The 26,884-nt window shown below is 57.2% G+C and carries 27 protein-coding genes and 1 pseudogene; 18 read left to right on the top strand and 10 right to left on the bottom strand.

All coding sequences use genetic code 11. The features are described from left to right. Window positions 1-5: 5 nt before the first annotated feature. The gene (locus IQ265_RS15645; protein ID WP_194055226.1) at window positions 6-1,388 is read right to left on the bottom strand and encodes an aldehyde dehydrogenase; all 1,383 of its coding nucleotides are present in this window, start codon (window positions 1,386-1,388) and stop codon (window positions 6-8) included. A 448-nt stretch (window positions 1,389-1,836) separates the two neighbouring features. Here IQ265_RS15645 and IQ265_RS15640 point away from each other — a divergent pair, with 448 nt between their 5' ends. Continuing rightward, window positions 1,837-3,264: an NYN domain-containing protein gene (locus IQ265_RS15640; protein WP_194055224.1), complete on the top strand. Its 1,428-nt coding sequence runs from the start codon at window positions 1,837-1,839 to the stop codon at window positions 3,262-3,264. Window positions 3,265-3,321: 57 nt separating this feature from the next. On the opposite strand, the gene gmk is transcribed toward IQ265_RS15640, so the two are convergent. Further along, window positions 3,322-3,942 (bottom strand): guanylate kinase, encoded by a 621-nt coding sequence (gene gmk / locus IQ265_RS15635; RefSeq protein ID WP_194055222.1) that lies wholly within the window; start codon window positions 3,940-3,942, stop codon window positions 3,322-3,324. A gap of 95 nt (window positions 3,943-4,037) precedes the next feature. Then, entirely contained in the window at window positions 4,038-4,769 is a 732-nt protein-coding gene (locus IQ265_RS15630) for a phycocyanobilin:ferredoxin oxidoreductase (protein WP_194055220.1), read from the bottom strand. A 245-nt stretch (window positions 4,770-5,014) separates the two neighbouring features. On the opposite strand from IQ265_RS15630, the gene IQ265_RS15625 reads away from it, so the two are divergent. The 4 genes from IQ265_RS15625 (at window position 5,015) to IQ265_RS15610 (ending at window position 10,926) form a co-directional block, all read left to right on the top strand. After that, entirely contained in the window at window positions 5,015-6,115 is a 1,101-nt protein-coding gene (locus IQ265_RS15625; RefSeq protein ID WP_347404974.1) for an AI-2E family transporter, read from the top strand. A gap of 833 nt (window positions 6,116-6,948) precedes the next feature. Continuing rightward, window positions 6,949-8,478 (top strand): NAD(P)/FAD-dependent oxidoreductase, encoded by a 1,530-nt coding sequence (locus IQ265_RS15620; protein WP_194055218.1) that lies wholly within the window; start codon window positions 6,949-6,951, stop codon window positions 8,476-8,478. 5 nt (window positions 8,479-8,483) lie between these two features. Next, a complete protein-coding gene (locus tag IQ265_RS15615) occupies window positions 8,484-9,407 on the top strand; it encodes a glycosyltransferase family 2 protein (protein WP_194055216.1) in 924 nt (307 codons plus the stop codon). A 61-nt stretch (window positions 9,408-9,468) separates the two neighbouring features. Further along, the gene (locus IQ265_RS15610; protein WP_194055214.1) at window positions 9,469-10,926 is read left to right on the top strand and encodes a lipopolysaccharide biosynthesis protein; all 1,458 of its coding nucleotides are present in this window, start codon (window positions 9,469-9,471) and stop codon (window positions 10,924-10,926) included. Between the two features lie 655 nt (window positions 10,927-11,581). Here IQ265_RS15610 and IQ265_RS15605 read toward each other — a convergent pair. Then, window positions 11,582-12,787, bottom strand: a complete 1,206-nt coding sequence (locus IQ265_RS15605) for a phosphoglycerate kinase (protein WP_194055212.1) — start codon at window positions 12,785-12,787, stop codon at window positions 11,582-11,584. Between the two features lie 194 nt (window positions 12,788-12,981). Here IQ265_RS15605 and IQ265_RS15600 point away from each other — a divergent pair, with 194 nt between their 5' ends. Next, window positions 12,982-13,389, top strand: a complete 408-nt coding sequence (locus tag IQ265_RS15600; RefSeq protein WP_194055210.1) for a universal stress protein — start codon at window positions 12,982-12,984, stop codon at window positions 13,387-13,389. A 183-nt stretch (window positions 13,390-13,572) separates the two neighbouring features. Here IQ265_RS15600 and IQ265_RS15595 read toward each other — a convergent pair whose 3' ends face one another. After that, the gene (locus IQ265_RS15595) at window positions 13,573-14,235 is read right to left on the bottom strand and encodes a Coq4 family protein (RefSeq protein ID WP_194055208.1); all 663 of its coding nucleotides are present in this window, start codon (window positions 14,233-14,235) and stop codon (window positions 13,573-13,575) included. Between the two features lie 180 nt (window positions 14,236-14,415). On the opposite strand from IQ265_RS15595, the gene IQ265_RS15590 reads away from it, so the two are divergent. Both IQ265_RS15590 and ylqF read left to right on the top strand, forming a co-directional pair. Next, complete coding sequence (locus IQ265_RS15590; RefSeq protein WP_194055206.1) at window positions 14,416-15,003, top strand: PadR family transcriptional regulator; 588 nt, start codon at window positions 14,416-14,418, stop codon at window positions 15,001-15,003. A gap of 275 nt (window positions 15,004-15,278) precedes the next feature. Further along, window positions 15,279-16,145: a ribosome biogenesis GTPase YlqF gene (gene ylqF / locus IQ265_RS15585; protein WP_194055204.1), complete on the top strand. Its 867-nt coding sequence runs from the start codon at window positions 15,279-15,281 to the stop codon at window positions 16,143-16,145. A gap of 199 nt (window positions 16,146-16,344) precedes the next feature. On the opposite strand, the gene IQ265_RS15580 is transcribed toward ylqF, so the two are convergent. The 3 genes from IQ265_RS15580 to IQ265_RS15570 all read right to left on the bottom strand — a co-directional run bounded on the left by IQ265_RS15580 (window position 16,345) and on the right by IQ265_RS15570 (window position 17,656). Continuing rightward, window positions 16,345-16,680: an RNA-binding protein gene (locus IQ265_RS15580; protein WP_194055202.1), complete on the bottom strand. Its 336-nt coding sequence runs from the start codon at window positions 16,678-16,680 to the stop codon at window positions 16,345-16,347. Window positions 16,681-16,935: 255 nt separating this feature from the next. After that, a complete protein-coding gene (locus tag IQ265_RS15575; RefSeq protein ID WP_194055200.1) occupies window positions 16,936-17,238 on the bottom strand; it encodes a hypothetical protein in 303 nt (100 codons plus the stop codon). A gap of 280 nt (window positions 17,239-17,518) precedes the next feature. After that, complete coding sequence (locus tag IQ265_RS15570; protein WP_194055198.1) at window positions 17,519-17,656, bottom strand: hypothetical protein; 138 nt, start codon at window positions 17,654-17,656, stop codon at window positions 17,519-17,521. 286 nt (window positions 17,657-17,942) lie between these two features. Here IQ265_RS15570 and glgP point away from each other — a divergent pair, with 286 nt between their 5' ends. The 3 genes from glgP (at window position 17,943) to IQ265_RS15550 (ending at window position 21,496) form a co-directional block, all read left to right on the top strand. Further along, window positions 17,943-20,561, top strand: a complete 2,619-nt coding sequence (gene glgP, locus IQ265_RS15565; RefSeq protein WP_194055196.1) for an alpha-glucan family phosphorylase — start codon at window positions 17,943-17,945, stop codon at window positions 20,559-20,561. 156 nt (window positions 20,562-20,717) lie between these two features. Next, entirely contained in the window at window positions 20,718-20,975 is a 258-nt protein-coding gene (locus IQ265_RS15560; RefSeq protein WP_194055194.1) for a DUF4058 family protein, read from the top strand. Between the two features lie 119 nt (window positions 20,976-21,094). Further along, window positions 21,095-21,496 carry an OsmC family protein gene (locus IQ265_RS15550; RefSeq protein WP_194055190.1) on the top strand — a complete coding sequence of 134 codons (402 nt, stop codon included), beginning with the start codon at window positions 21,095-21,097 and terminating at the stop codon, window positions 21,494-21,496. Here IQ265_RS15550 and IQ265_RS15545 read toward each other — a convergent pair. Continuing rightward, on the bottom strand, window positions 21,493-22,050 hold the full coding sequence (locus IQ265_RS15545) for a TetR/AcrR family transcriptional regulator (RefSeq protein WP_194055188.1): 558 nt from the start codon (window positions 22,048-22,050) through the stop codon (window positions 21,493-21,495). The genes IQ265_RS15550 and IQ265_RS15545 overlap by 4 nt on opposite strands. Before the next feature lie 184 nt (window positions 22,051-22,234). Between IQ265_RS15545 and IQ265_RS15540 the strand changes: the two genes are divergently transcribed. The 6 genes from IQ265_RS15540 (at window position 22,235) to IQ265_RS15515 (ending at window position 26,159) form a co-directional block, all read left to right on the top strand. Then, window positions 22,235-22,834, top strand: coding sequence for a glutathione S-transferase (locus IQ265_RS15540; RefSeq protein WP_194055186.1), 600 nt, complete (start codon window positions 22,235-22,237; stop codon window positions 22,832-22,834). Window positions 22,835-22,909: 75 nt separating this feature from the next. After that, entirely contained in the window at window positions 22,910-23,530 is a 621-nt protein-coding gene (locus IQ265_RS15535; RefSeq protein WP_194055184.1) for a LysE family translocator, read from the top strand. A 24-nt stretch (window positions 23,531-23,554) separates the two neighbouring features. After that, the gene (locus IQ265_RS15530; protein ID WP_194055182.1) at window positions 23,555-24,529 is read left to right on the top strand and encodes a pyridoxamine 5'-phosphate oxidase family protein; all 975 of its coding nucleotides are present in this window, start codon (window positions 23,555-23,557) and stop codon (window positions 24,527-24,529) included. Between the two features lie 124 nt (window positions 24,530-24,653). Continuing rightward, window positions 24,654-25,331 carry a cupin domain-containing protein gene (locus IQ265_RS15525; RefSeq protein WP_194055180.1) on the top strand — a complete coding sequence of 226 codons (678 nt, stop codon included), beginning with the start codon at window positions 24,654-24,656 and terminating at the stop codon, window positions 25,329-25,331. Window positions 25,332-25,422: 91 nt separating this feature from the next. Continuing rightward, window positions 25,423-25,668 carry a UPF0175 family protein gene (locus IQ265_RS15520; protein WP_194055179.1) on the top strand — a complete coding sequence of 82 codons (246 nt, stop codon included), beginning with the start codon at window positions 25,423-25,425 and terminating at the stop codon, window positions 25,666-25,668. Further along, window positions 25,665-26,159 (top strand): DUF3368 domain-containing protein, encoded by a 495-nt coding sequence (locus IQ265_RS15515; RefSeq protein WP_194055177.1) that lies wholly within the window; start codon window positions 25,665-25,667, stop codon window positions 26,157-26,159. The genes IQ265_RS15520 and IQ265_RS15515 overlap by 4 nt, the downstream gene beginning before the upstream one ends. An 83-nt stretch (window positions 26,160-26,242) precedes the next feature. Here IQ265_RS15515 and IQ265_RS15510 read toward each other — a convergent pair whose 3' ends face one another. Further along, entirely contained in the window at window positions 26,243-26,452 is a 210-nt protein-coding gene (locus IQ265_RS15510) for a hypothetical protein (RefSeq protein ID WP_194055175.1), read from the bottom strand. A 336-nt stretch (window positions 26,453-26,788) separates the two neighbouring features. On the opposite strand from IQ265_RS15510, the pseudogene IQ265_RS15505 reads away from it, so the two are divergent. Further along, window positions 26,789-26,884, top strand: a pseudogene (locus tag IQ265_RS15505) (IS1 family transposase); the annotation flags it as partial.

The raw sequence follows: 26,884 nt of genomic DNA, 5'->3' as shown, positions 1-26,884 counted from the left end.
CTCCGCTACGACAGGCCAATAAGTTTGCGAAACTGCTTCACTTTGCCCTCGTAGGGCGGGTAACGCCAGTCTACATCCATCCAAAAGGGCTTTTTCAGCACGCTTTTGAGGTTGGAGAAGGTGTCGAAGCTGTGCTGGCCGTGGTAGCGCCCTATGCCGCTGCTGCCAACACCGCCAAAGGGCAGATTCCAAACGGCGACCTGCAGGATGACGTCGTTGATGCACACTGACCCAGCGGTAGTGCGATCGAGCACCTGGGTCTGCACCTGGCGATCGCGCGAAAACAGATACAGCGCCAGGGGCTTGGGTCGCTGGCGCAGGGTGGCGATCGCCTCGTCTAGGCTGCGGTAGGTCAAAATCGGTAAAATGGGGCCAAAAATCTCCTCTTGCATAATCGGGTCGTCCCAGCTGACGCTGTCGATCAGCGTGGGGGCAATGTAGCGATCGCTGCGATCGTGCTCGCCCCCAGCCAGAATATTGCCCTGGTTTAGCAACCCCACCAGGCGGTCAAACTGGCAATCGTTGAGCACGCGGGATAGGTCGGGGTTCTCGGCGGGGTTCTCACCGTAGCACTCAACAATCCGCTGCTGCAGCGCCGTTACCAGCTCGGCCTTGACCCGTTCGTCGACCAGTAGGTAGTCGGGGGCAATGCAGGTTTGTCCGGCATTGAGAAACTTACCCCACACAATGCGCCGGGCCGCCACCTCCACATTCACATCGACATCGACGATGCAGGGGCTTTTGCCACCCAGCTCTAGCGTGACCGGGGTGAGGTGCTGCGCCGCCGCCTGCATGACAAGTTTGCCAACCCGCTCGCCACCGGTAAATAAAACGTGGTCAAACCTTTCGGCCAGCAGAGCCTGGGCGGTATCGACCCCGCCTTCGACAAGGGCTACGTGGGCGGGGTCGAAGGTTGCCTCTACCAGCCGAGCCAGTACCTTAGAGGTTGCTGGGGCCAGCTCCGAGGGCTTGAGGATGGCGCAGTTACCCGCCGCGATCGCCCCCATCAGCGGCGAAATAATTAGCTGAAACGGGTAGTTCCAAGGCCCAATAATCAGCACCACCCCCAGGGGTTCGGGCTGCACCCAGGCCGAACCTGGCTTTTGGCTCAAAGACAGCGATACCTTGCGGTGCTTGACCCAGCGGGGCAGATGTTTGATTACATAGTCCAGCTCACCGATCGTGCCGATCTCGAAGCAGGCCTCAAACTCAGGCCGCCCCAAGTCTTGCCGAGCCGCGTCGATAATGTCGGCCTGGTAGGTGAGAATGGCCTCTCGCAGCGCCTTGAGCTGAGCAAGGCGAAACTCAAGGCTGTGGGTGGCCCCGGTATTCCAGTAGGCGCGCTGGCGAACCAGCAGATCGGCAACGGGGGCGACTAGAGTAGTCATGACTGGCCTCTAGGAAATTAGATCGCGGACAGGTTCAACTCAATTGTTCCACGCCGCAAAGCCCTGCGGCGATCCGCTAAATAAATCTTGCTGTGCTGACGCCTTAGAAAGAAACCATGGCCTCGTAGGCTGGATGACACGGCACAAACCCCAGCGGCAGTATTCTTTGACTGGGGTTGCGGTTAATTCACCTGCCCTAGCCATCCATCCGCAACCCGTCTACCGCCGCGATAGCCTGGCGTTCCCCTAGGACGTATCGTCAATTTCAGCTAAAGGCCTGATGCCATCGGCATTGCCACGTCCGATCCAAAACGTAGGCTAGGGGCTGTAACCCTTGGTTCTCGGACCATCGACGGCTAATTGATGACAGCCCTTAGCTATCTTTCAGAAACTCCGGTTTTTCTCTGTGTAGTTGATCTAAAATCATCGGTTTTTCAAGGCAATTAGCATGACTCGTTCCTCTGAGCTGCTTCACTCAGACGGCCGCAAGGCCATTGGCCAGCTGCTGCACAGGGCCATTACGGCAGCCCAGATTCAACAGCCTCAGCTCTTAACGGAGCCCTGTCGCAAGTGGCTAAGCGGCACCTCCGCTGAGGCCCAAAGCCATAAAATCAATGCTTTGCTCAGCAAACAGCCCGATGCCGCCACGGTGATCAAAGCTGTTGAGCAGGTTCTGGCGCAGGTATTTGTTCCAGCCTTTAGAGGCTCCAAACCCTACAGCAAACTTTTGCAGCGGGTGCAAACCCTTGCGGCTGGCCCTGCCGAGGCCGCAGACGCGCCAGTTCAAGCGCCTCACCCTCCTTCGACTCGCCAGGCTGACCAGGACGTCGCCCTCGACCCGGCTGGAACCGGGCTGCTGCTGGTCGATGCCGAAAATATGAACCCGCCCGAAGCCCTAGAAACCCTACTTCAAACGGTCGCCCAATACCCGCTGCGCTATCGCCTGGCCTTTGGCAATTGGCGCAAGCTTGGCGATCGCGACCAGGAGCTTTACCGGCGGGGGTATCAAATGGTGCATGTGCCCTCGGGCAAAAACAGTGCTGATATCAAAATGTCCCTCGATGCCTTTTTAATCTCTCTGTGGAATCCGTCGCTGCGGGAGGTATTTATTTGCTCCACAGATTCCGATCTGCTGCATTTGGGCCATGCGCTGCTGAATTTGGGTATCGTTCCCTACCGAGTTAGCCGTCGTGGCAACGACTTCGTCATCCGCAATATTGCAACCCAAAGGAGTCAGATTGTTCGCGGCACGATTGACGCCACCATGGTCAAAATGCCGTCGTTAGCCCAGCTAAAGCGACGGCTGAAGAACCTAATTTTGGAAGAGCAAAAGGCCTCTCCGGGTAAGCCGATTACCCTAGGGCGACTGGGCAAGCTCTTTAGCGATCGCAACCAGGTTTCTGTGGGTCAAGTGCTGCAAAACTACCCCAGCTACAGAAACTTAAAGCATTTTCTAGAAGCTCAGGAAGGCTTTGAACTTTGCCCTCTGCCCGACGGGTTTCAAATTGAGGTGCGACTAACCGAGGTGCGACTGCCAGCCCCGGCAGAAAACACAGCCGTTCCCCTGGTGCCGCCGCCCAATCAGGGGCTAGAACAGCCGCCTGCCGCCGTGCCCCAGCCCATTGTCGACACCCAGACCCTAGAGCAGGCCCTCATCAAGCTGCTGTGGAGTTTGTCTTCGCAGCAAACCGGCGGGACGATTCCGCTCTCGGTCCTGAGCGTGCATTTTGCCCACGTCCACCAAGAATCCCTCAGCAGCGTGCTCAAGCGAATTGGAGAACCGAAGGGGCTGCCTAAGTTTTTGGCTAAGTGCCGCTCGCTTCGCATTCATAAACAGGGCGCAGACTGGCAGGTTGCTATGGCCTGCGTTAGCTAGGCAATGGTTAGCGCGATCGCGCTAACCATTGCCAGATCGAGTTGTGAAGCTTGGTTGTCAGTCTCTAAAGATAGCGTTCTCTAAATGCTCAAGGGCAATTTCGAGGTCGTCGTTGACAATTTGCTCGTCAAATTCTGAGGCGGCGTCAATCTCAACCTGTGCCCGCTGCAGCCGTCGCTCAATGGCATCGTCGGCATCTTTGCCGCGCAGTCGAATGCGGTTTTCTAACTCTTCGATAGAGGGGGGCAGCACAAAGAGCTGGAGGGCGTTGGGGAAGGTTTCGCGCACCTGGCGGGCACCCTCTAGTTCAATTTCTAAAATCACCCAGTGGCCTGCTTCAATCTGCTGCATAACCGGGGCTTTGGGGGTGCCGTAGAGGTTGCCCGCAAACTCGGCCCACTCCAGCAGTTCGCCCCGCGACACCATCTCCTGAAATGCTTCTCGGCTTACGAAAAAGTAGTCTTGACCATCGACTTCGCCGGGGCGGGGAGCGCGGGTGGTGGCCGACACCGACAGTTTGAGCATGGGGTAGCGGTGGCGCAGCGATCGCAGCAGCGTACCTTTGCCGACCCCGCTGGGGCCTGTAAATACAATCAGCCGACCCAATCGAGGCGTAGCTAGATCAGGCGTCGTATCTAGGCTGAGGGTACTGAGCGGGGTAGGGGAGCTGACGGTCATAGCGGGCGCTGATTATGTACGACAGAGATTCTTATTCTAGTTAACCCTCTACCAATGGACGGATGAAATTCCGCTAATTAACCTAATTTTTTGGCCTAGGTTTCGGGTAGGTCAAACAGTACTGTGGTCATATAGCGCTCGGCCCAGGCTTGGCCAAAGGCTTTTTCGAGCACGCGGCGGGTTTTGTCATTCTTTTGCTGCTGTTCGCAGTAGTGGCGCTGACCTGCCATGATTGTTGCTCTCTGGTCTGGCGTAGCCGGGGACGCTAACGCCTGCTGACAGTGCAGCGCTAGATAGTTGGCAATCAACTCCACGAAGGCTGTTTCTTCGGCTGGGCTAGCGGGGCGAATAAACCGGCAGTAGGGCGAAAAAATGGTGCCCCAGCCGGGCAGGTCGCGCTCCTCGGCGAAGGTTTGAGCGGGCAGCTGATCGAGGGCCGTCGTGTAGCCCTGGGGCAGTGCCCCAGTAACCGGCGAGAGATCAATAATAGCGGCGCTAATTTGGCCCCGTCCGCCGACCAGGTCACAGCCAAACATCGGCAGGTTGTACTCGGGCCGGGGAAACATCACACAGTGGAGAATGTCTAGGTTTGCCCCCACCCGCGCCAGCTCCAGGTGCAGCTTGCGAAACTGAGGTGTCTGGTAGCACAGGTTTTCAATGGTGAGCTTTTCGCCCTCCAGGCGGCCCTCAATGTAGCCCAAATCCTCCGGCAGGCGGTAGGGTGACAGGTCTAGGTGCTGCTGCCAGGTGGCTTCGATGCGATCGGTCAGACCCCGAATCATCGGGTGCTGCTGGTCGCGTAGAGAGGTTGGAGTTGGGGCTACCATAACACCCGAAGAACGATGATAAGTTCTCAGCATACCAGCCCAACTGGGGATACTAGAACTCTCTGGCGCTAGACCCGGCTACAATTTGACCCTAGGGCGTGTCATCAATCCTAGCTACAATTCTTAGCCCATCAGCGCTGTCGCGGCCCAAAAATAGGCTGGGGGCTGTAACCGCCGATTCTTGGGGCTATGGCAAGTAATTGATGACAGCCCCTAGAGGTATCAACTGTGTAGGTGCCCTTGCCGTGAAGCTAACCGATTGGATTAACCTGGTCGCCCTGGGCATTGCCCTGGTCATTTTGTGGCAGTTTCGCCAGATTGTCTTACTCATCTTTGCGGCGGTGGTCATTACCATTGCCCTCAACAGCCTGGTACGGCTCTTTTCGAGGGTGTACGGCTGGCCGCGTCCGCGATCGGTGTTGGTAACGGGGGCGTTGGTGCTGTTGGGGGGGGTCCTTTTTCTGGGCCTAATGCTGCCTTTATTTGTCAGCCAGTTTCAAGAGTTGCTGCTGCTGACCCCCAAGGGGTTTGAGCAGCTGGGCGTCTGGTTTGATACCTTTCAGGCCAACCCCCCCGACTGGTTTCCAGACCAAGACCTAAGACTGGTGCCGGGCTTACCCGACCTACTGCGCCAGGCCGCCTCCATTGGGTCTACGGTGTTTGGCAACTTTTTAACGTTTTTCTCCAGTTCTGTGGCCATTGTGCTGCAGGTGCTGCTGCTGCTCATACTCACCTTGATGATGTTGGCCAACCCAGCGGCCTACCGACGGCTGCTGCTGCGGCTGTTTCCGTCGGGCTACCGCCGCCGCGCCGATGAAATTTTGACCAAATGCGAGAAGTCTCTCATGTTTTGGCTAGGTGGAGTCGCCCTCAGCTCAATTTTTGTCGCTACGATTAGCTTCACGGGGCTGGTGCTGTTGGGGGTACCCTACGCCTTTGCCCATGCCATGCTGGCAGGGTTGTTTAACTTTGTTCCTAACCTGGGGCCGACCTTGAGCGCGGTCTTTCCGGTATTTGTGGCGCTGCTGCAGTCGCCCGGTACAGCACTAGCGGTGATTGTGCTGTACGTGCTGATTCAAAATGTCGAGAGCTACTGGTTTTCGCCGATGGTGATGCAGAAGCAGGTAGACCTGCTGCCTGCCGCCACACTCATTTCCCAAATCTTTTTTGCCACCTTTTTCGGGCCTGTAGGGCTGATTTTGGCTCTGCCCCTGGCGGTAATCTGCAAAACCTGGATTGAGGAAGCCTGGATTATTGATGTGCTCGATCGCGCGGGCGATCGCGAACCGGAAGATGCTGACCAGCCTCCTCACTCGGACTACGTGCGATCGCAGCCCGACGCCTAGGGTACTGGCTCACCCCAAGGCTGCCCCACCAATATCTATGTATCTAGGGAGTGATTCTCATTCAGGGAGCGATCGCGCTCCCTAACATTTTGATGAACGTTTAATCAATAAAAAAAAGCACTGCTGTCAAGTCACTCAACCACTGGAGCCCGCAGCAAAACGACTGGCACAGACGAACTCCAGCGGTGGAAGTCACGCTAAAGCTCCGAAGAAACCACCGCATCGTCATTGAGCGCAATATGTCTTCATTAAGATCTCATATTGAAATCATAAATCTTCCATGAAAATACCTAGGCCTCGCTAGCAGTTCCTGCTCCGACTTCTTTAAAGTTTGTAAGACAACGGTGAACCAGCTAGTATTTCTCCGGAAGCGTTTTAATAGCCGCGAAGAAATCAGGTTGCCAGGCAGGCCGTTTGTTTACTAACTGTTTTTCTTCTTTGAGTTGGGCACTAACGATAGGTTAATCACCGTCAAGGCAGCAGGATAAGTATGCTCTAGTTCGCGGATACCTCTAGATGGCCGAAGCTCCGACGAGTCTTTCACGTGTTATTTCGAACTACAACGGCGGTGCAGCATTTTGGCCATGCCTAGCGAGCATTCCCTACGGCTCGCTACTACCCCAAGAAGCCTACGTACAGCTCTCAGCAGGTTGCATAAACATTTGGCGATCGGACGCTCTCAAGGGTCTTAATGACCGTCTGGGGGCGATCGGTGGGGGATCCTAACCCAAGCCAAAATCTAAGACGCAAGCCGTCTAGGGCGGTGACAAGAGCGCCCCGCCCGCTTCGCGCTCCGGACGATTTTATCAGTTCAATACAGGAGTTCCCGTCCTATGTCTCGTTATCCAGTTATCATCATCGGTGCCGGACCGGCGGGGTTAACCGCAGGCTACGAACTGATCAAGCAGGGTGTGCCGTCGATCATTTTGGAAAAGGCCGCGAAAGTCGGGGGCATCTCCCGGACGGAGGTGTACAAGGGCTACCGCTTCGACATTGGCGGTCATCGCTTTTTTACCAAAGTGGGAGAAGTTAACACCATTTGGGCTGAAATTTTGGGCGACGATTTTATTCAGGTGCCACGGCTATCGCGCATTTACTACCAGGGCAAGTTTTACGACTACCCGCTCTCACTGCTGAAAACGCTGAAGAATCTGGGGCTAGTGTCTAGCGTTCTCATGGTGGTCAGCTACCTTAGGGCCAAAGTCAAAAAGCGGCTGAACCCAAACGTTGAGGCTGAAACCTTTGAAGAATGGGTAACCGACAGCTTTGGCGAACGGCTGTATAAAACCTTTTTTAGGACGTATACCGAAAAGGTGTGGGGCATACCCTGCAGCCAAATACGGGCCGACTGGGCCGCCCAGCGAATTCAAAACATGTCGCTGAAGCGGGTGGTGATCAACGCCCTATTTGGTAGCCAAACGGCCAAGAGCCTGATTAAAACCTTCGACTACCCGCGCCTGGGCCCCGGCATGATGTGGGAGCGCTGCCAAGATCTGCTGGCAGCGCAGGGAACGGTGGTGCAGTTGAACACAGAAATTGTTCGCATAGAGCACCAGGGCACCTTTGTCACCAAGGTAATTGCCAAACAGGTGGATCCCGCTGGGGCACTGCCCGATCGCACCCTTGAGCTAGCCGCCGATCACGTAATTAATTCGATGCCCATTTCTGCCCTGGTGCATCGGCTCGACCCACCGCCCCCGCCGGAGGTGCTAGCGGCGGCTCGGGGGCTAAAGTATCGCGACTTTCTGATTGTCTCGCTGATTATTGATCAGCCTGACCTGTTTCCCGACAACTGGCTTTACATCCACAGCCCTGAGTTTAAGGTGGGCCGCATTCAAAACTTTAAGAACTGGAGCCCAGCGATGGTGCCCGATACCAGCAAAACTTGCCTGGGCATGGAGTACTTCTGCAGCGTGGGAGACGAGCTTTGGGAAATGCCTGACTCAGCCCTGATGGAGCTGGCCGCCCAAGAAATCACTCGCCTGGATCTTGGCGTACAACTCAAAGATATTGAAGACGGCTGTGTCATTCGCCAGCACAAAGCCTACCCAGTGTACGACGGCGACTACCGCCGACACCTGCAGGTGCTGCAGGACTACATCGAAACCTTTGAGAACCTGCAAACGGTAGGCCGCAATGGCATGCACCGCTACAACAACCAAGATCACTCCATGCTGACGGCGCTGCTGGCCGCCAAAAATGTTTTGGGAGAAAACCACCGCCTGTGGGAGGTGAATGTGGAGCGCTCGTACCACGAAAACTTTACTAATGAGGAGTGGACGAAGCTGCGGCAGCGGCAGACCTCAACCCAAGAGACTGATCCACAGCCCCTAAATCTAACGGTTCAAACAATAGGAGGATAAATGCTATGCAAAGTGCAGACTATCCCCTAGTTTCAGTTATTATTCCTGTCTTTAACGATGAAGCAGGGCTTTACCGCTGCTTGGAAGCGCTTTCGCAGCAAACCTATCAGGCTGTCTGCCTGGAGATCATTGTGGTGGATAACGGCTCTGACTCCCTAGAGGGCGTGAAACGCCTGGCAGATAGCTATAAGAACGTAAAGCTAGTGCAGGAACAAACTCCGGGTTCCTACGCCGCCCGCAACCGGGGTATTGCCTTAGCCCAGGGTGATATTCTTGCGTTTACCGATGCTGACTGTATTCCAGACCTCGCTTGGATAGAACGGGGTTTGACCTATTTCAGGCAGCCACATAACTACGATATGGTGGTTGGTAGGGTTGAGATTTTTCCTCAGGATAGCCACAACCCTAGCCTGGTGGAGCTCTATCAGATGGTGTCGCTGTTTCCCCAGGAGCGGTATTTGAAGATCTTTAAGGGCGGTGCCACCGCCAACGTGTTGGTGCGCCGCTCGGTGATTAAGGACGTTGGGCCGTTTAACCAGTCGCTGAAATCCTTTGGTGATTTGGAGTGGGGAGGCCGGGTGTTTCAGGCGGGCTATGCTCAAATCTATGCTGAAGATGTCAGGGTGCGGCACCCGGCTCGACCTACCTGGGATGCGCTGCGCCGCCGAACGATGAGGACCGCTGGAGGCATGTACGATCACTTTATTCGCCCGGAGGATAGCTGGCTGCAGCAGACTAAAATGCTGGGTCGGTTGATCGCACAGGATCTTATTCCGCCGGTAAATTTCACCATTAGTAACTTTAAAAATCCGACATTAAAAACGCTCAAGCAGCGCTTGGGGGTCTCTGTTTTGCTCATGGGGCTGCGCTACGTCAGCGCGTTGGAGAAAGTGCGGCTGCGGCTGGGGGGCACCTCCCGGCGCGCTTGATGGGGTGCTGGCAGTTAGTAGACAAACACCTGGTAGAGCAAAACTAGTAGACAAAAACCCAATGGATCTTAAACAGAAGGCCGCTAAGGGAGTGGTTTGGACGGTAGTGCAAAACTGGGGCAGCCAGGCAGTTTCCTTAGTTGTCTTTTTTATATTGGCGCGGCTGCTGGGGCCGGCAGATTTTGGCCTGGTGGCTCTGGCCAACGTGTTTTTGGCGTTTGTGCAGGTGTTTTTGGCCGAGGGGTTTGCCAAGGCGCTGATTCAGCGTCGGCAGATTGACCAAACCCATTTGGATACGGTTTTTTGGCTTAATTTTGGTATAAGCGTGGTGCTGTGCGCGTCTACGTTGGGGTCGGCAAGCTGGATTGCGGGGCGGTTTGAGGCACCGGGGCTAGTGCCGATTTTGCAGGCTTTTTCGGTTTTGTTTGTGATTACTTCGTTTAGCACGGTGCAGCAGGCGTTGCTGGAGCGGGCGTTTGCGTTTAAGGCGATTGCCCTGCGATCGCTAGTGGCGACAGCGCTCAGTGGCGTGGTTGGGGTGGCTATGGCGCTGGCGGGTCTGGGGGTGTGGAGTTTGGTGGGCCAGCAGCTGGTGTATGAGCTAGTGGCGGTGGTGGTGCTGTGGCGGCTCAGCGATTGGCGACCGGGTCTACACGTGGCGCTGACCCCCCTCAAAGAGCTGTGGAACTTTGGCATGACCACCTTTGGATTTAACGCACTGACCTTTTTTCACACGCGAGCGGACGACCTGCTAATCGGTTATTTTTTTGATGCCACGGCCCTGGGTTACTATAGCCTGGCCTACCGAATTTTGACGATTATGACCTACCTGTTGGTAAACACTAGCAACCAGGTGGCGCTGCCGACCTTTTCGCGGTTGCAGGATGACCTTGATCAGCTGAGACGAGCCTACTACCGGGCGACTCAGCTTACCAGTCTGATTGCCTTTCCGGCTTTTGTAGGGGTAGCGGTGCTGGCGCAGCCCCTAGTGGTGGTGATCTTTGGGAATCAGTGGCTACCAGCGGTGCCGGTGCTGCAATTGCTGTCGCTGGCTGGGGTAATACGCTCGGTTACGTTCTTTAAAAGTTCTGTGCTGATGGCGATGGATAAGCCCCACTGGCGCTTGGGCCTGGGGCTGGTGGATACCACGCTAAACGTAGTGGGCTTTGTGCTGGCGGTGCGGTGGGGAATTGAGGCGGTGGCGCTGGCCTACTTAATTCGGGCCTACGTGATGTTTCCAGTGGGGCAGTGGGTTGTGGGGGCTTTGATTGACGTGCCTTGGTTGGTGTACCTGAAGCAGTTTGTGGGGCCGCTGGTGAGCACGGCCCTGATGGCGATGGTGATGCTGAGCCTGAATTGGGTGGTGGGCGATCGGCTGAGCCCCCTGGTGCTGGCGGTGGTGAGCACGGCGGCAGGGATGGTAACCTACGGAGTAGCGGTGATGGTGGTGGCACCCGAGCTGTTTAAGGAGGTGCGGCAGCTGACGCGGCTGGCCTTAGGCAGTGCCTCTGATGGGTGACGGGCAGTGCATGACGGTTTGATGTTTAGGGCTCCAGGGGGGTATGACTGCTTTGAAGTAGCTAATGGCTAAGGTGGCGATGTTTTACATTAATCGTAGTGGCAGCACGGTGACTGGCGACCTGCTGAGCCAGAATCTGATATTTATTGAGATGGGTGGTTGTTTGAGACGACCACGCATGGCAGCTTTTAGTACTTCTCACAGCTGTGGCCTAGCCGGTTGACGGATTTTGTGCGGCTGCATGCCCTGAAAGCCCGGCTGCTGAAGGGCGGTGCGAAGTACTGGTGGTCTGTCAAGATAAGTTTTGGAGATAGAGAGCGTGCAGCTTACGCCGAGCATCGTGGATGTTGAACTGCCAGAGAACGCTTCGTCGGCGCTCATTGGTGGTTTGACTCGAGGCTTGGGCTTCAACCTATGGGGTGGCTAAATCGCCGATGCGTCGTCCGGCGAGACACTGACGGGAGAAGGTACTCAACTCGCTCTCGGCAATGTGAGCCAACTGCCATGCTTGGGGGCTACGAGTGGATGCTGTAGGAGTAGGAACCCCGACCTAGTACTGAAGATGGGTGCGATGGAGCCAAATACTCAAAGCAAAATGTTCAGAAGGGGAGGGCACACATGCCCTCCCCTTCTGAATATCCCTGCCGACTAGGGGTTAAGCCTCATCAAGGGCCGCGATGCCGGGCAGCTCTTTGCCTTCGAGCAGTTCGAGACTAGCGCCGCCGCCAGTCGAAATGTGGCTCATTTTCTCAGCCACACCCACCTTTTCAACCGCTGCCACCGAGTCGCCGCCGCCGATGATGGTGGTCACGCCCTGGTCAGTCAGCTCGGCCAAAGTATGGGCGATCGCTTCGGTACCTGCCGCAAACTTATCGAACTCGAACACGCCCATGGGGCCATTCCAGATCACCGACTTGCACTGCTTCAGCGCGTCCTGGAATACCTTGATCGAGTCGGGGCCAATGTCGAGACCCATCCAACCGTCGGGGATGGATTCAACGCTGGCGGTTTGCGCGTTGGCATCGGCGGCAAAGTTGTCGGCCAGCACCACATCGGTGGGCAGCAGCAGGTCAACGCCTTTTTCTTTGGCCTTGGCCTCCAGCGCTTTGGCTAGCTCCAGCTTGTCCTCTTCCACCAGCGACTTGCCCACGTTGAGGCCGCGCGCCTTGTAGAAGGTGAAGATCATGCCGCCGCCGATCAGCAGCTTGTCAACCTTATCGAGCAGGGTCTCGATTACGCCGATTTTGCTGGAAACCTTAGAGCCGCCGATAATGGCCGCCAGGGGCTTCTGGGGGTTTTCGATCGCGGCCTGTAAATACTGCAACTCTTTCTCGATCAGGTAGCCCGCTACCGAGGGGCTGAGGTACTTGGTCACACCCTCGGTGGAGGCGTGGGCGCGGTGGGCGGTACCAAAGGCGTCGTTCACGTACAGGTCAGCGTTGGCGGCCAGCTGCTTGGCAAACTCAGGGTCGTTGGCCTCTTCGCCGGGATAAAAGCGCACGTTTTCGAGCAGGGCCACCTGGCCATTTTCCATCGCGCCTACGGCGGCGGCGACCTCATCGCCAATGCAGTCGTCGCACTTGATCACGTCCTGGCCCAGCAGCTCGCTCAGGCGCTTGGCCACGGGGGTGAGGCGCATGCTGTCGACCACCTGGGCCTTGGGGCGACCAAAGTGGCTGGTCAGAATGACCTTGGCCCCTTTGCCAGTGAGGTCTTGAATGGTGGGCAGGGCTGCCCGAATGCGGGTGTCGTCGGTAATGGCACCCTGGTCGTCGAGGGGGACGTTGAAGTCGGCCCGCACCAGTACCCGCTTGCCCGAAACGTCAGCTGCCGACAGGCTCGCCACCGATTTTTTAGTCACTGTAAAATACCTCCTAAAACGGGTTAAGACTTTGCATTTATTACGTTATGCAGCGCACGGGTGGCAGCGGCCCCAACCTTGACTAAGGTAGACTTGAGGCGGGTGATGCAGCGCAACCCAAGGGCTGTGTCTGTCGTAATATTTACCTATGGCCGCCCTCATTTTACCGGAGTGTGAGTTCCCTTCGATACGCCATGTTCAAGACGGTTTTATTTCCTATCGACATGAGTTCTGAGGCGCAGCAGGCGGCTCCTAAGGTGGCAGAACTGGTCAAAACTCACCGGAGTCGGCTGGTTTTGCTGTCGGTTGTTGAACCCAGTACTGCTGAGCAGCCCCAGCCCGACGGGCAGTCGTCGCCTGAAGCCGTGGCCCAGCTCCTGAATAAAGCCAAGGAATTGTTTTCTGCCCAGGCGATCGAGGCCGAGGTCATCGAGCGCGAGGGCCAGCCCGCCTTTGTGATCTGCGATGTGGCCGACGAACTCAACGCCGATTTAATCGCCATGGGCTGCCGGGGCGTGGGCCTGATCGAAGACGTGCAGAACGAGAGCGTCACCATGCGGGTAATCAACCTATCACCCTGCCCGGTGCTGATTATTCCCTAGGTAAAGAGGTGGATGGGTAGGCGGGTAGGTGGGTGGATAGGTAGATGGGGGGATGGGTGGATGCGAGCGGCATCTACTGGGAGGGGTTGTATAGAGATGGTGCGTAGGTACGTAGGGTGGGCAGTGCCCACCAGTGGCTCTGGCCTCATTTAGACTACCCTGGCCCAGCTATCGCTGTAGACCTCAGAAAAACTTCCTCAGCCCCAGCTCCTGGCGCACGATCGCAAGCGGTTTCTCCCAGTTGAGTTCGGGCGGGTAGGCGATCGCAGCCCTTCCCCTTACCCCCATACGAAAGCCCCGCACCAGCGCCCGCAGCAGCGGCACTGTCCACAGCGGATTGGTCAAACTGAGCGGCACAAAGGACAGCACAAACACATTCAGCAAATCCCGGTACTGCACCAAGGTGTAGGCCGCCACCCCAAACTCCCCAATGGGCGAGGCGTCGAACCCGGTAAAGATATGGTAGATGTCGTGGCTGATGGCTATGCGCTGGCGCAGCCATTCGCTGTTGACCTCATCGGTCATGAAGATTTCTGGGTCAAACCCGTAGCGGATCATGTGGCGAGCATAGGCACCGCCCAGGGTGTCGGGCGGTAGCTGCACCAGGGCATCGAGATCGACTGCAATAGTGCGGTAGGCCAAGTGAGAGGCCTGGCGAGACAAGCGTTGCTCGACCCAGCGCTGCCACTGACTGTGGCGTCCGGCGGCGAGAATGTGCAAAATCCCGGCGGCAGGGTCACTTAAAAAGGCTCGGTAGGCGGCCCCTAGCTCTGACCAGTTGATGCCGCTTAGGGGCGACTGAACGCGGCGACGCGGCTTGGATCGCGGCTGAACTCGTCTGACCATGGCGTTTCTCCAGCAAGGGATGTGAACAAATGCGATCGCGTCATCAGGCAGCAACCTGGAAGCGACATAATGAGGATGCAACTGATTGAATATGCAACTTTTTGCATTCAATATTCTTACTCTATATGCATAAATATGCATAGTCAATCTTTTGTATATTTAGCTTTGTAACGCTTTGTCATGGCCCTTTCCCACGCAATTCTTTCGGCCCTAACCGATCGCCCGTGCAGCGGTTACGACCTGGCCAAGCAGTTCGACGGCTCGGTTGGTTTTTTCTGGCACGCCAGCCACCAGCAGATCTACCGTGAGCTGGCCAAGCTAGAGCAGCAGGAGCTGGTCACCGCCGAAGCCGTTGCCCAGGAGGGCAAGCCCGACAAAAAGATCTATCGCGTCACCGAGACCGGCAAACATCAGCTCAAGGCGTGGATTGCCCAACCCTCAAAATGTGTGCCCACTAAAGACGATCTGCTGGTCAAGCTGTTTGTGGGCCATCTGGTGCCGCCCGCAACAATTCAGGCTATCCTTGAGCACGAACGCGCCCAGCATGTGGTGGTGCTGGAGGCCTACCGAGACATTGAGCAGAAATACTTTGCCCATTCCGATGCCCTTTCTCTGGCGGCTCAGTTTCAGTACTTCACCCTGCGCAACGGCATTCACTACGAAACTAGCTGGCTAACCTGGTGCGACGAGACTTTAGCTACGCTCAAAACCCTGCCCGCCGATGCGGCCTCTCCCTGGGCAGAACCGGACGAAGGCATTCATTCGTGAACCCCCACCAGTAAGGCGCTCTAGCTAAAAAATGCGAATTTCCTGAGCAACGTGTTTATCTGCAGCTCTGCCCAGCTTTACAGTGGAGTTTTTTGAACTGGTGCATTGCTGCGCGTTGGCCGAGCCTTGCCTTAGCGTTATGCATCCTACGACTTCTAGGCCTCGCCTTTTGGCGTTATGCACCCTACGATTGCTAAAGGGCCTTACCTACCGCCCACCTACTCACCCACTCACCCACCCACCCGCCTACCCATCCACCCACCCCTTCCCTCCCCATGTCCACCCCCGAAATCCAGTGGTATCCCGGCCATATCGCTAAGGCAGAAAAAGCCTTGGTCGATCAGCTCAACCGCGTGGATGTGGTGCTGGAGGTGCGCGATGCCCGCATTCCGGTATCGACGCGGCACCCCAAAGTCGATGCCTGGGTGGGCGAAAAACCTCGCGTGCTGGTGCTAAACCGGGTCGATATGATTTCAACCGAGGCACGCACGGCCTGGGAGACCTGGTTTCGCCAGCAGGGGGAAATGCCCTACTTCACCGATGGGCAGCAGGGTAAGGGGGTGAAGGCGATCGCAAAGGCGGCCCAGAGTGCGGGTGAGGCCGTCAACCAGCGCCGCCAGGCTCGCGGCATGAAGCCCCGCCCCATTCGCGCGGTGGTGATTGGCTTTCCCAACGTTGGCAAGTCGGCGCTGATCAACCGATTGCTCAACCGCAAGGTGGTGGCCAGCGCCCGCAAGGCCGGGATCACGCGCCAGCTGCGCTGGATTCGTCTCTCGGGCGATCTCGATTTGCTCGATGCGCCGGGGGTAATTCCTGCCCGGCTGGACAATCAGGCGGCGGCGGTTAAGCTAGCCATCTGCGACGACATTGGCGAGGCCTCCTACGATACCCAGCGCACGGCGGCAGCGTTTTTAGATTTGCTGAAAGGTTTGCAGCGGGGCAACGCCCCAGACCATTACCAAGAGATTTTGCAAACCCGCTACGGCGTCGCTCTAGACGACTATACCGGGGAAGGCTTTGTGGTCCAGGTGGCCGCCCAAAAATTTCAGGACAACACCGAACGCACGGCCAAGCGCATTCTCAACGACTTTCGCACCGGGCTGCTGGGCCAGTGGGTGTTGGAGTGGCCACCCGCCGAGTGATCTGGCGTTGTCGCCGTCGCTGTCCCAGACTTTTTCACTGGTGCATTGCTGCGCGTTGGCAAAGCCTCGCCATAGCGTTATGCACCCTACAGTAAGCGACATCGGTACTTCATTTGGAAGCAAGTCCCTAACCAAAAATGGCAGGGGATACTCATCCTCTGCCATTGCACATATTGATTTAGGGTAGTGAACTGGTGACTTACCAGCGGGAGAATTCCCGGTTGCCGCCATCCCGGCCGCCGCCGCCGCCACCGAAGCTGCCACGGGGGCCGCCGCCGCCGCCAGCCCGCTTCTCTTTGGGACGAGCCTTGTTAACCCGCAGCTCGCGGCCCATCCACTCAGCGCCGTCGAGGGCTTCGATCGCAGCGTCTTCGTCGGCTTCCTTTTCCATCTCGACGAAAGCAAAGCCACGGGGGCGACCGGTTTCGCGATCGGTGGGTACCGTTACTCGGCTAACGGCTCCGTACTCGGAGAAGACTTCGGTGATGTCCCCTTCCGTAGCATTGTAGGCAAGGTTTCCTACATAAATCGACATGGCACAACTCCAAATTAGACATGTGATGTAGACAAGTTCGATTCGGAGTGGTACACACCGATTACCCGAAAACTGAGATCAGACTGTGATTAACCAGCCTACCGAAAGCCAAACATGTTACCCGCCTACTTTAGCATAAGCTTTCTGAAGATAAATGCTTCTGTAACACTGTGTCAGCGGTGTTTACAGCCCCTAGGGCCGGGGTTTTTCATAAGTTTTGTAACACCAAATTACAGGCCGTTAGCGGGGTCGTGACTAGCGCCTGCTGTAGAACGAAACTTCGACATCGGCACACCATCCGGCGGCTAAGTTTTCGTACAAAAAAACGCGCTCTACTCGGTAGTACACGCCATCCCTAAAAACACAGTCGCCAATGCGCGGAATGACCGGGTAAGTGGCAAACCAAAGGGCATCTTTGAGGGGAGCTTTGGGATTGTTGCTGCTGGCCGCTAGATAAAACACCTGCACCTTAAACCCCTGGCCAGAACTGGCAGGAGTAGAAAGAGGGCTTTCGCTGGGCTTGCCGCTGCTTTTGCCGGTAGGCTTTTTGGTGGCCACAGGGTTTGCGCCACGGAACTGGCGGTTGTAGAGTACGGGTGCGTGGGGCAGGTGCACCCGTAGTTTACCAAGAGTAAGCGAGGGCAAGAGTAGGCCGGGCAGGTTTGAGAGTTGTGGGCAAAAAGGGTTTAAAGCTGGAGAGGGCTCAGCGCATAGGACGTGGAGCTGGCCTCACACCCTGTCTACTGAACCCTCTGGGCCTGATTTCGGGCCTGGTTCTGCCCAACATGGGGCCTATTTTTGGACCTAATTCTGGGCCTGGTATTTGGCCCTGGTTGAGTTAGCTATTACCACGGCGCTTGAGGGCAGCAACCATTTGCTGGCGCACAGCACTGGCCCACTGATCAAACTCAACCTCGGGGCTATCGCCTTTGTCTAAGGCGGTTCCGCGCCCCTGGGTTTTCCTATCCTGCGTCATGGTCATGTCCTCTTTGGCGGTTTTACGATCTCCTTACCTGCCTATTATTCCCTGGAGCGATCGCCCCAAGCTACGCCTTTAGGTAGGGATCTCATAACCTGTGCCTAGGGAGAAGCCCTAAATTACTTCAAACTTTTGCATTGAGTTTGCCCCAATTGTGCTTCTACCCCAGCCAGGGCCAAAGAGATGGCCAGAGGGAGTATTACAAGCTATGGCTCGGTGCCCGATACCAGTTCGATAGGGGGCAAAATGGCTCTAGACAAAACAAACTCTTGCTGCTCGACCTATGCGCCCAATTCGCACGTTTAACGTTACTCCGGCCCTGCCCCAGCGGCTAGAGGCGCTGCGCACCCTGGCCTACAACCTTCACTGGGACTGGGATGTGGAGATGGTAGACCTGTTTCGGCGACTGGACGCAGACCTGTGGGAGTCGAGCCGCTACAACCCGGTGCTGATGCTGGGCACGATTAGCCAGGCGCGGCTGAACGAGATTGCCGAAGACGAAGGGTTTTTGGCTCAGATGGACCGGGCGGCCCAGCGGCTGGAGGACTACCTGCGCGATCGCGACTGGTATAAAAAGCACCGCAAAGCTGCCGTGCCGGGGGAATGCTACGCCTACTTCTCGATGGAGTTTGGCCTTACCACCTGCATGCCGGTGTACTCGGGCGGTCTGGGGGTACTGGCGGGCGACCACCTGAAGTCGGCCAGCGATCTGGGTCTGCCCCTGGTGGCGGTGGGGCTGCTGTATCAGGAGGGCTACTTTGCCCAGTACCTGAATGCCGACGGCTGGCAGCAGGAGCGCTACCCAATCAACGACTTCTACAACATGCCTCTGCACCTGGAGCGCGACAGGGATGGCAACGAGCTGCGCATCGCGGTGGAGTACCCCGGTCGCCAGGTCTATGCGCGAATCTGGCGGGTGCAGGTGGGCACGGTGCCGCTGTACCTGCTCGACACCAACATTGAGCCTAATAACCAGTACGACCAGGACATCTGCGATCGCCTCTACGGCGGCGACATCGATATGCGCATTCACCAGGAGATCATGCTGGGAATTGGCGGCATTCGCATGCTCAAAGCCCTGGGGCTGACCCCCACCGCCTACCACATGAACGAGGGCCACTCGGCCTTTATGGCCCTAGAGCGCATGCGCGCCTTTATGGAAGACGACGGGTTGAGCTTTGCCGAAGCCCTGCAGGTCGCCCAAACCAGCCAGATGTTTACCACCCACACCCCGGTGCCCGCCGGTATCGACCTGTTTCCGCCCGAAAAGGTGCTGCACTACCTGGGCCACTACCGCCAGCGCTTTGGCCTTGGCGATGCCGAATTTTTGGCCCTGGGCCGCACCGATACCGGCGATTTTTCGGCCCCGTTTAGCATGGCGGTGCTGGCGATTAAAACGGCGACCTTTATCAACGGGGTGAGCAAGCTCCACGCCGAGGTATCGCGCGATATGTTTGGCGAACTGTGGACCGGGCTGCCCCCGAGCGAGGTGCCCATTACCGCCATTACCAACGGCGTGCACGCCCGCAGCTGCGTAGCCCGCTCGACCCAAACGCTTTACGATCGCTATCTCGGCCCCAACTGGGCAGAGGCCAGCCCCGGCGCGGCGCTGTGGGAGCGGGTGTTCGCCATCCCTGACGATGAGCTGTGGCGCAACCACGAACTGTGCCGATCGCAGCTCGTGGTCAAGGTGCGCGATCGCCTCACCCGCAGCATGCAGGATCGCGGAGCCCTGGTGCGCGAACTCACCGAAGCCCAGGAGTGCCTCGACCCCTTTGTGCTCACCATTGGTTTTGCCCGCCGCTTTGCCACCTACAAACGAGCCACCCTATTTCTCCACGACCTCGATCGCATTCGACAGATCATCACGGGCAAGGGCAGCGGTCGCCGGGTGCAGTTTGTCATTGCCGGTAAGGCCCATCCCAAAGACATTCCTGGCAAAGAGCTGATTCGCAGCATCGTTCACTTCACCCGCGATGAGGGATTAAGCCGCTCGATTGTGTTTGTGCCCAACTACGACATTCACCTGTCGCGGGATATGGTGGCGGGCTGCGATGTGTGGCTCAACAACCCGCGCCGCCCCCGCGAGGCCTCGGGCACCAGCGGCATGAAAGCCGCCATGAACGGACTGCCCAACCTCAGCGTGCTCGACGGCTGGTGGGACGAAGCCGACTACATTCGCACCGGCTGGCCCATCGGCCACGGCGAAGACTACGACGACCCCGACTACCAGGACGACGTGGAAGCTGACGCCCTTTACGACATTCTTGAGAAAGAAGTCGTGCCCCTGTTCTACGAGCGCGACAAGGACGAAATTCCGCGCGGGTGGGTGGCCAAAATGAAGGAGGCTATCTACCTCAACACGCCCCAGTTCAATACCGCCCGCATGGTCAAAGACTACGCCAATCGGGGATACTTTGCCGCCAGCGATCGCGCCCGCACCCTGTCGGCTGACGACTACGGCCCCGGCAAAGAACTCACCGCCTGGCAGGCCCGCATCACCGAGCAGTGGTACGAGGTGCGCTTTGAAGAAGTGGCGATTTCTGACACGAGCGATCTGCGGGTAAACCAGCCCTTTAAGGTGACCGCCGCCATTCGCCTCGGGGCGCTCACCCCCGACGATGTGCAGGTTGAGCTGTACCAGGGCACCGTCGCTATCGATGGCGAAATTCATACCGGGCTGGCGGTGCCGATGGCCTACCAGGGCCAAGACAACCAGAGCAGAAGCGTCTACGCCCTCGAAATGCAGTACACCGCCAGCGGTTTGCAGGGGCTTTCGCTGCGTATCTTGCCCCGGCACAAGTACCTCAACAGCCCCTACGACCCCAAACTGGTGCTCTGGGCCGACCCAGACTCGGTGCACATTAGCTCAGGGGTTGTGTCGCCTGCGATCGCCCTTTAGAAACTTACCAGCGAAACTCAACCGGCGGCGAGGCCAATGCCTCAGGTCTCGCCCGCGCCTGAGACCGATACCGCGCTTTCCCTCAGCTGAGGCTTAAAATAGACATAGGCCTGCCCTTTTGCTGCAGCCCCTGGGCACCCCCGCCCCTGATGCCCTATGTCGCTCAACTTTCCCAGCACGAATCCCTACCTGGAGAACCCTGTTCTCTGGCCTGAGGTACATGCCTGGCTGATTGTGCAGCTGGCCCGTACCCTTAACCCGGTTTTACAGCCTAAGTATCGGGCAGCGGTTGAGCAACGAGTTTATACCGATGCGCTGCTGGTGGGCATTCCCGATGTGTCGGTGGTGCAGGCTCAGCCGCACTCATTGATATGCATCAACTCCTGCAAGATATTTACGCCGCCGCTGCCCTAAAGTCGGTAATTGACTACAGCCAGCAGCCCACACCAGCCCTAACAGAGGCTGACTTCGCCTGGGTACAAACCCTGGTTTAATCGCGAAGTTCAGTTAAACGCTCAAAATCATCTACTGTTATGACCTCAGTTCAGGTTTCGTCAAATGCGTCGCGCTATGGCCAAGATATCGCCATCCGCAAGTTTGAGCTAACTGCCGACGAACCCGCCTCGGTTGGCGGCGACGACCAGGGGCCAACCCCGACCGAACTGCTGCTGGCGGGCCTGGGCAGCTGCAAGGCGATCACGATCAAAATGTACGCCGAGCGCAAGGGCTGGCCCGTCGATCGCGTCTATGTAGCAGCCGAGCTGCACACCATAGAAAATTCGTCGGGAGAAAAGCAGTCGGTGATCAAGGCTTACCTCACCCTGGTGGGCGACCTCAGCGCTGAGCAGCGCGATCGCCTGCGGGAGATCGGCGATCGCTGCCCGGTGCACCGCCTGCTCAGCGCCACCACCGCGATTCAAACCGTGTTGACCTAGCGGCAGAGCTGCTCGGGCAGGCGCTGCATAGTGCGCTCAAAGATGGCGGCATCGCCCATAGCCCGCGCCACAATCAGTGCGCCCTGAATAGCGATCAGGGCTTCTTCGCTGCGCTCCTGGGCTAGGGATTCTGCCATGCCGCCCCGGGTCAAAACGGCAGCGATCGCCCCCATCCACCGCTCCAGCATTGCCTGCACCTGGGGTTGAAAGTCGTCTTTGGCAGAGCCCAGCATCAGCGAGGCCAGCATGCAGGGCTTTTCGCCGTGGCTGTAAGCGTCACGAATGCGATCGCCCATGCACCCCAGTCGTTCCAGCGCATCGCCCTCCCCCTCTAGTGCCTCTAGCGCCGTTGCCTGCAACCACCCATCGAGGGTCGCTAACACCGTGGCAACCATATCGTCTTTGCCGCCGGGGAAGTGGTGGTAGAGGCTGGCCTTGCCCAACCCCGTCGCCTGGGAAATTTTTGACAAGCTGACTCCGTCATAGCCGTACTGCCGAAACAGATCGAGCAAGGGCGGCACATAGGACTGTTTAGCCGCAGTGGGCTTAGACATCACCGAGCATCTCCCAGAATACGTTTTGACCTATTGACATTATACCGAACGATCAGTACAGTAACCGTGTACCGAACGTTCGGTACGTCTTTAAGGCCAGCATCGCCATCAACCGCAAGAACGCAGGAGTATTAGTCCCTCAATCCTGTCGCCTCCCACTCCTCTATTCCCTAAGGAACTCACCATGATTAAGCTCTACGGACACGAACTCTCGGGCAACAGCTACAAAGCCCGCCTGTTGCTCGAACTGCTCAACCTCGACTACGAATGGGTCAAGGTTGACCTGATGAAAGCTGAGCAAAAGTCGCCCGAGTACCTGGCCCTCAACCCTTTTGGGCAGGTGCCTCTGCTGGTGGATGGCGATGTAAAACTGGCCGATGCCCAGGCCATTTTGGTGTATCTGGCGCGGCAGTACGGCGGCGAAACCTGGCTCTCCACGGATGCGCTGCCCCTGGCCCAGGTGGTGCGCTGGCTCTCGACCACCGCGGGCGAAGTGCGCCAGGGGCTTGAGAATGCGCGGCTTTACCACCTATTTGGGGCGACCAACATCAATATCGATCGCGCCCACCAAAAAGCCGATCACATTCTCACCCAGCTCGACAAGCACCTCCACAGCCGCCTGTGGCTAGAGTGCGATCGCCCCACCATTGCCGATGTGGCCGTATTCCCCTACGTCGCCCTGGCCCGCGACGGCAAAATTGACCTCAACGCCTACCCCAACGTACTGGCCTGGATTGAGCGCGTCAAGCAGCTGCCCGACTTTGTGCCTATGGCAGGCGTATAGAGCGGCAGGCAGCTTCATCAAGGATTAAGGTCTATCGGCAATGATGGCGGTAGACCTTAATCGGGGAAAGAACCTATGACCTTTGAATCGATCGCGACGCTATTTGTGGCTATGCTCATTTCGGCAGCGGTGCCCGGCCCTGGGGTGTTTACCTGCATTGCTCGCGCGATCGCCTCCGGGTTTCAATCCACCTTATACATCATTGCTGGCATTGTGCTTGGCAACGCTGCATTTCTAGTCGTTGTCATTTTGGGCTTGGCTGCCGCGGCTAGCGCCCTGGGCAGTCTGTTTATCGCCATCAAGTATCTGGGTGCCCTTTACCTGATCTGGCTTGGCCTCCGGTTGTGGATGGCCGAGGTCAACACCGACGACATCGACCGTCGGGCGGCCTCCACCAATCCAATGTCGGGCTTTTTAACCGGGCTGGTGGTGCCCTTCAGCAACTCTGCGGTGATCTTCTTTTACGTCAGCCTGTTACCCACGTTTATCGATGTCAACCACCTGGGCTGGATCGACGGTTTTACCGCCATTTTGGTGATCAGTGTAGCGCTGTTCGTCGTGCTAGCTGCCTATTCTTACGGGGCCGCTCGGGCCAGGAGGCTGCTGCGCGATCGCCGCGCCCGACGGCGATGCAACCAGGGGGCAGGCGCATTGATGTTGGGTACTGGTATTTACATCGCCGTTCGACAGACCTAAATTTTCAGCAGAAGGAGCATACCCATGGCAAATCTCGGTTGGCCCCACGAAACGTCCCCTTTCCATGCCGGAGAGCTGGCCATCCAATCGCGGCTGGGGGTGCAAGAGCAGATGGATCGCCAGGGGCGGCGGATCATTCGCGACTATTTGCCCGAGCAGCACCGTCAGTTTTTTGCCCAGCTGTCTTACGTGCTAGTGGGTACGGTGGATGGTGAAGGCCAGCCCTGGGCCTCCATTTTGGTGGGGAAACCGGGGTTCATCACCTCTCCCGACGATCGCACTCTCCACATTGCCGCTCAGCCCCTCTACGGCGACCCTCTGCACCGCACCCTAGTCGAAGGTGCAGACATTGGCCTGCTAGGCATTGAACTGCACACCCGCCGCCGCAACCGCCTGAACGGTACAGTAACAGCGATTCAGCCTGACGGATTTACGGTCGCCGTGGGGCAGAGCTTTGGCAACTGCCCCCAGTACATTCAGGCGCGGCAGTTTGATCTGCGATCGCTAGATCCAGCAGCCCCAAAACCCGTGCATTCCTTGGCGGCACTGGGAGAGGGTGAACGGGCGATCGTCGCCGCTGCGGATACCTTCTTTATCGCCACGGCCTATCAGGCTGAGTCAACGGTCAGCGCCAGCGGCGTGGATGTGTCGCACCGGGGCGGCAAACCGGGCTTTGTTCGCATAGACGATACCAACACGCTCACCATTCCCGATTTTGCGGGTAACTTCCACTTCAACACCTTTGGCAACCTAGAACTCAACCCCCGCGCCGGGCTGGTTTTCATCGATTTTGACCGGGGCGACCTGCTCTACCTCACCGGCACCGCTGAGGTTGTTTGGGATAGCCCCGCGATCGCCGCCTACGAGGGAGCCGAACGCCTGCTGCATTTCCATGTAACGCAGGGCTACCGGGTGGAGGGCAACCTACCCCTTACCTGGTCAACCCCAGAGTTTTCGCCTTATTTGACCGACACCGGCCCCTGGCAAAATCCTCAATAACGGAACAGAGCAAACCCCATTTCAGGACGAACACCGCTCCCCCCTACCCATCCACCCGCCTACCCATCCACCCGCCTACCCATCCACCCGCCTACCCTCCCACCCATCCACCCGCCTACCCAAAATGCAGCTCCACGCCGACCTCACCCAGCGCGTCGTTCTCACCACCCCCGACCTGCCCTGGCTCGACTCACCCATGCCCGGTGTCCGTCGCCGTATGCTCGATCGCAATGGTGAAGAGGTCGCCCGTGCCACCTCCCTGGTGCGCTATGCCCCCGGCAGCGCCTTTTCGCCCCACACCCACGGCGGCGGCGAGGAGTTCTTTGTGCTGGAAGGGGTGTTTTCTGACGAGCACGGCGACTACCCGGCGGGCACCTACGTGCGCAATCCGGTGGGTTCGACCCATACGCCATCGAGCGCGCCGGGCTGCACTATCTTGGTCAAGCTGTGGCAAATGCACCCCGACGATCAGACTCGGGTGGTAGTGGATACGACCACCGCGCCCTGGCACCCCGGCCTGGTGGAATGCTTGCAGGTGATGCCGCTGCACGCCTACGGCACCGAGAATGTGGCGCTGGTAAAGTGGGCACCGGGCACTCAGTTTCAGCCCCATACCCACTGGGGCGGCGAGGAGATCTTTGTGCTGGAGGGGGTGTTTTCTGATGAGCAGGGCGACTACCCAGCGGGTACCTGGCTACGCAGCCCCCACGGCAGCCGCCACAATCCGTTTAGCCGCGAGGGCTGCGTGATCTATGTGAAAACGGGACACCTGGTGGGGGCCGAAGCATTCAGTAACGCTTGAACGACACCAAAATAATGCGGCGATCGTTTTTGGCTGCTTCTTTAGAGGCTAATCCTTTATCTTGGATCTATAGCTACAGTCAGACTATGCCATGAGCGTTGTTATTTCAGATCAAGTTTTGCGATCGCTTCAAATGACTGAAGCAGAACTACAGCAGGAAATTGCGGTTCTGTTCTTTCAACAAGAGCGCTTTACGCTAGGACAGGCAAGCCGATTTGCGGGTATGAATCAGCTTGCTTTTCAACACCTGCTTGCCGATCGCAAGATTCCACTTCACTACGGTATTGCTGAACTGCAGGAGGATGTGAAAAGCCTGGAAGAAAACAACTGGCAATGATCGTTGTCAGCGATACCTCACCGCTCACTAACCTGGCCGCGATCGGGCAATTGGACCTGATACGGCAACTTTACGGCACAGTCATCATTCCGCCTGCTGTTGCTCAAGAGCTACTCAATGCGGGTGAGACCAATCCAGCGAGCTTTGCAATTCAAACATTGGATTGGATTCAGACCCAGGAAGTAACAAACTTAACGCTACTGCAAACCGTTCAAAGTAATTTAGATATTGGAGAAGCAGAAGCAATCGTTCTGGCAGTTGAACTCAGTGCTGCGCGGTTGCTGATCGACGAACGGCGAGGTCGGGACGTTGCGGTTCAGCTTGGCCTAAGAATAACAGGATTGCTCGGCATCCTGCTAACTGCCAAACAACGAGGTTTAATTGCTGAAGTACGTCCAGTATTAGATGATTTGATAGTTAATGGCTTCTGGGTACATGAGACGCTTTACACAGAAGTGCTAAGACTGGCTAGCGAAACGCGATCGCACTAAAGCACCAGTTCAGTATTCGCTGCCCCTCGCTCCATCAAACAAGAGACCCCCAGAGATTTACTCTCCGGGGGTTCTTTGATTCGCTAGTCTGCGGCGGGGGAGTAACGCCTGGTGTGTATCGAGATATACTCGCCTTCTCTACCGGTTGGCATTAGCTTTGTCCACCTATCGGGGTCGGCGCAACCTTTCGCCCCAAGCTGATGAATGGTGTCTCGTACGGCTGAGTAGTCGCCCAGGGCTATCAGGCGCACTACTTCTTGCTGCCGCACGGGCAGTTTGAACTCGTAAGTCATGTTGTTCACCTTTGTTTTGAGGAAAACGGGGAACTTACCTAGCACTCCGTAAAGGTGCGAAACCGATGGGCTAGATCTCTTAAAATGAGCCTAATCATTTCGGCTTAGCCGAGTTAAGTCGGAATGATCAGGGGATTTGAGGAGCACCACCTCCTCTCTTCCCCGCCTAGCTCATTCCCCGTGTTACGTATATTACTTGATGCGATCGGTGATTTCAACCGTATGGCCCAACCGTGCGCAACCCTATTACAACCGTAGGGTGGGCACTGCCCACCATCCAATCTATTCACCCACCACGGCGTTGCATAATTGAGAGATGAGTTAGGGTGATCTGCGATGCAATGTCCAGAATGTGGAGCCACTCACATCCGTAAGAATGGCAAGCGGAAAGGTAAACAAAACCACATCTGTGTAGCCTGCGGTCGTCAGTTT

Source organism: Nodosilinea sp. LEGE 06152, from assembly GCF_015207525.1.
Classification (GTDB): domain Bacteria; phylum Cyanobacteriota; class Cyanobacteriia; order Phormidesmidales; family Phormidesmidaceae; genus Nodosilinea.
This window is presented reverse-complemented; position numbering and strand designations above follow the sequence as displayed.